General features: G+C 31.2%; 1 protein-coding gene. It reads right to left on the bottom strand.

Annotated features, from left to right (window positions below; translation table 11 throughout):
* Positions 1–194 precede the first annotated feature (194 nt).
* A partial coding sequence (mgtA, locus tag ACRC28_RS13105; protein ID WP_438543899.1) for a magnesium-translocating P-type ATPase occupies positions 195–2,457 on the bottom strand: 2,263 nt, incomplete at its 5' end.

The raw sequence follows: 2,457 nt of genomic DNA, 5'->3' as shown, positions 1-2,457 counted from the left end.
TTTCGAATGAGGAGGTCATTAATATGAGTAATCAAATTAACCAAAACATTCATACTAAAGAAGCATCCAAATCCGATGCAGTTGAGGATAGTCCAACAGATTTTTTAGGCTTATAAAGCCTTAGTTAAGCTTTATAAGCATGCTTTATCAAAAGAAAGAATCTACCACAAGCAATTGTGATAGATTCTTTTCTATTATAGTAATTCTTTAAATCTTCTTACATATATCTTTTTCATTATAGTTACTAAAATTATATATAATGCTACTATTCCAATTAAGAATGCAAAATATATTGGTGGAAGTTCTACCATTCCAAGACCTTTTCCAAGGCTTGTATAAGGCAATATAGTTCCTGCCATTATTCCAAGTCCTGTTGCAATAGTAACAAATTTTGATGCTCTGCTTTGCATAAAAGGAATTTTAGGAGTTCTTATCATATGGATAACTAAAGTTTGTGACCATAATGATTCAATAAACCATCCTGTTGCAAAAATTTGTGCAAATAATATTTTATCTATTCCTTCCATATTATATCCACCACCAAGCATTAAAGGAGCTATAACAAAGAACATTACTACATAAGTTAATATATCAAAAACTGAACTTGTTGGTCCTATCCATCTCATAAAGCTTCCAATTGATGAAGCGTCCCATTTTCTTCTTTTTTTCAAATATTCATAGTCCACATTGTCCCAAGGAATTGAGATACATGAAATATCATATATAAGGTTCAAAACTAATAATTGTATTGGTAACATTGGTAGGAAAGGTAGGAATAATCCTGCAACTAAAACACTAAACATATTTCCAAAGTTTGAGCTTGCAGTCATTTTTATATACTTTATTATATTTAAGAAAATCTTTCTTCCTTCTGTAACACCTTTGTTTAATACATTTAAGTTTTTCTCTAAAAGAATAATGTGTGCTGACTCTTTTGCAATATCCACAGCTGTATCTACTGAAATTCCAACATCTGCACATCTTAAAGCTGGTGCATCATTAATTCCATCTCCCATAAATCCAACAGTTTTACCACTATCTTTTAACACCTTAACAATTCTCTTTTTTTGGTCAGGTGATAGCTTTGCAAAAATATTTACTCTCTTTAATATTCTTCCTAAAGCCTTATCACTTATCTTATCAATATCTTTTCCACATAGCACTTTCTCACTAGAAATGCCAACTCTCTTGCAAACACTTCTTGTAACATTCTCATTATCACCAGTTAAAACAATTGTTCTAATTCCATTCTCTCTTAAATTCTCAATTGCTTCCCTTGCACTTTCCTTTGGTGGGTCTAGGAAGCTTATATAACCCATTAGCACCATGTCCTTCTCATCTCTTACTGAAAACTCCCCTTCTTTTGATGGATTATTTTTTTGTGCTATTCCTATAACTCTCATTCCACTTTTATTTAAATTGTCCACAGTTTCTAAGATTTCATTTTTTATATCCTCTGTTAATTCCACAACACTATTTTCATACTCTGCAAAGGTGCAAATTTCTAAAATCTCCTCTATTGCACCTTTTGTTATTAACTGAGTTTTTTCATTCTTATCTTTTAAAACAACAGACATTCTTCTTCTATTAAAATCAAACGGAATTTCATCAACCTTTATATATAATTCATTAAGTTCCTTATATCCCTCTTCTTCCCCATGTTCAAGAATTGCTCTATCTAAAAGATTTCTTAGTCCTGTTTGAAAATAACTATTTAAATAGCCATGCCTTAAAACCCTTATGTCCTCATTACCATGAATATCAAGATGATTCTCTAAAATTATCTTGTCCTCAGTAAGAGTTCCAGTTTTATCAGTACATAAAATCTCCATTTCACCTAAGCTTTGAATAGAATTTAAATTCTTAACAATAGTCTTAAACTTAGCCATTCTCATAGCACCTTTTGCTAAGTTTGTAGTTACAATCATAGGTAGCATCTCTGGAGTTAATCCAACTGCAACAGATAAACCAAACAATAAGGCTTCAAGCCAATCTCCCTTAGTTATTCCATTAATTAAGAAAACTACTGGAACCATACAAGCCATAAATTTAATCAACAAAAAGCTTACTGAATTAACGCCTTTATCAAAGCTTGTCATCTCTCTTTTCCCTGTTACAGACTCAGTTATAGTTCCTAAATAAGTGTCATTTCCAATCTCTATAACTATTCCTAAACCTGTTCCACTCACAACATTTGTACCCATATAGCAAATATTGTTAAGGTCTAAATGAGTTCTTGCATTCTTATTTACAGTTTGCACCTTTTCAATAGGTTCAGACTCACCAGTGATACTTGATTGACTTACAAACAAATCCTTTGACTCCAAAATTCTAATATCTGCAGGAATCATATCCCCAGCTGATATCTTAACAATATCACCAACAATAATATTTTTTATATCAATTTCTCTTATCTCATTATTAATTAAAACTGCACTTGTAGACTTGACCATATTC

Origin of the sequence: Clostridium sp., from assembly GCF_051650885.1 — a bacterium.
In the GTDB taxonomy this organism is placed as follows: domain Bacteria; phylum Bacillota; class Clostridia; order Clostridiales; family Clostridiaceae; genus Clostridium.
Note: the sequence above shows the minus strand (reverse complement) of the source record. Positions and strands in the feature narration are given on the sequence as shown.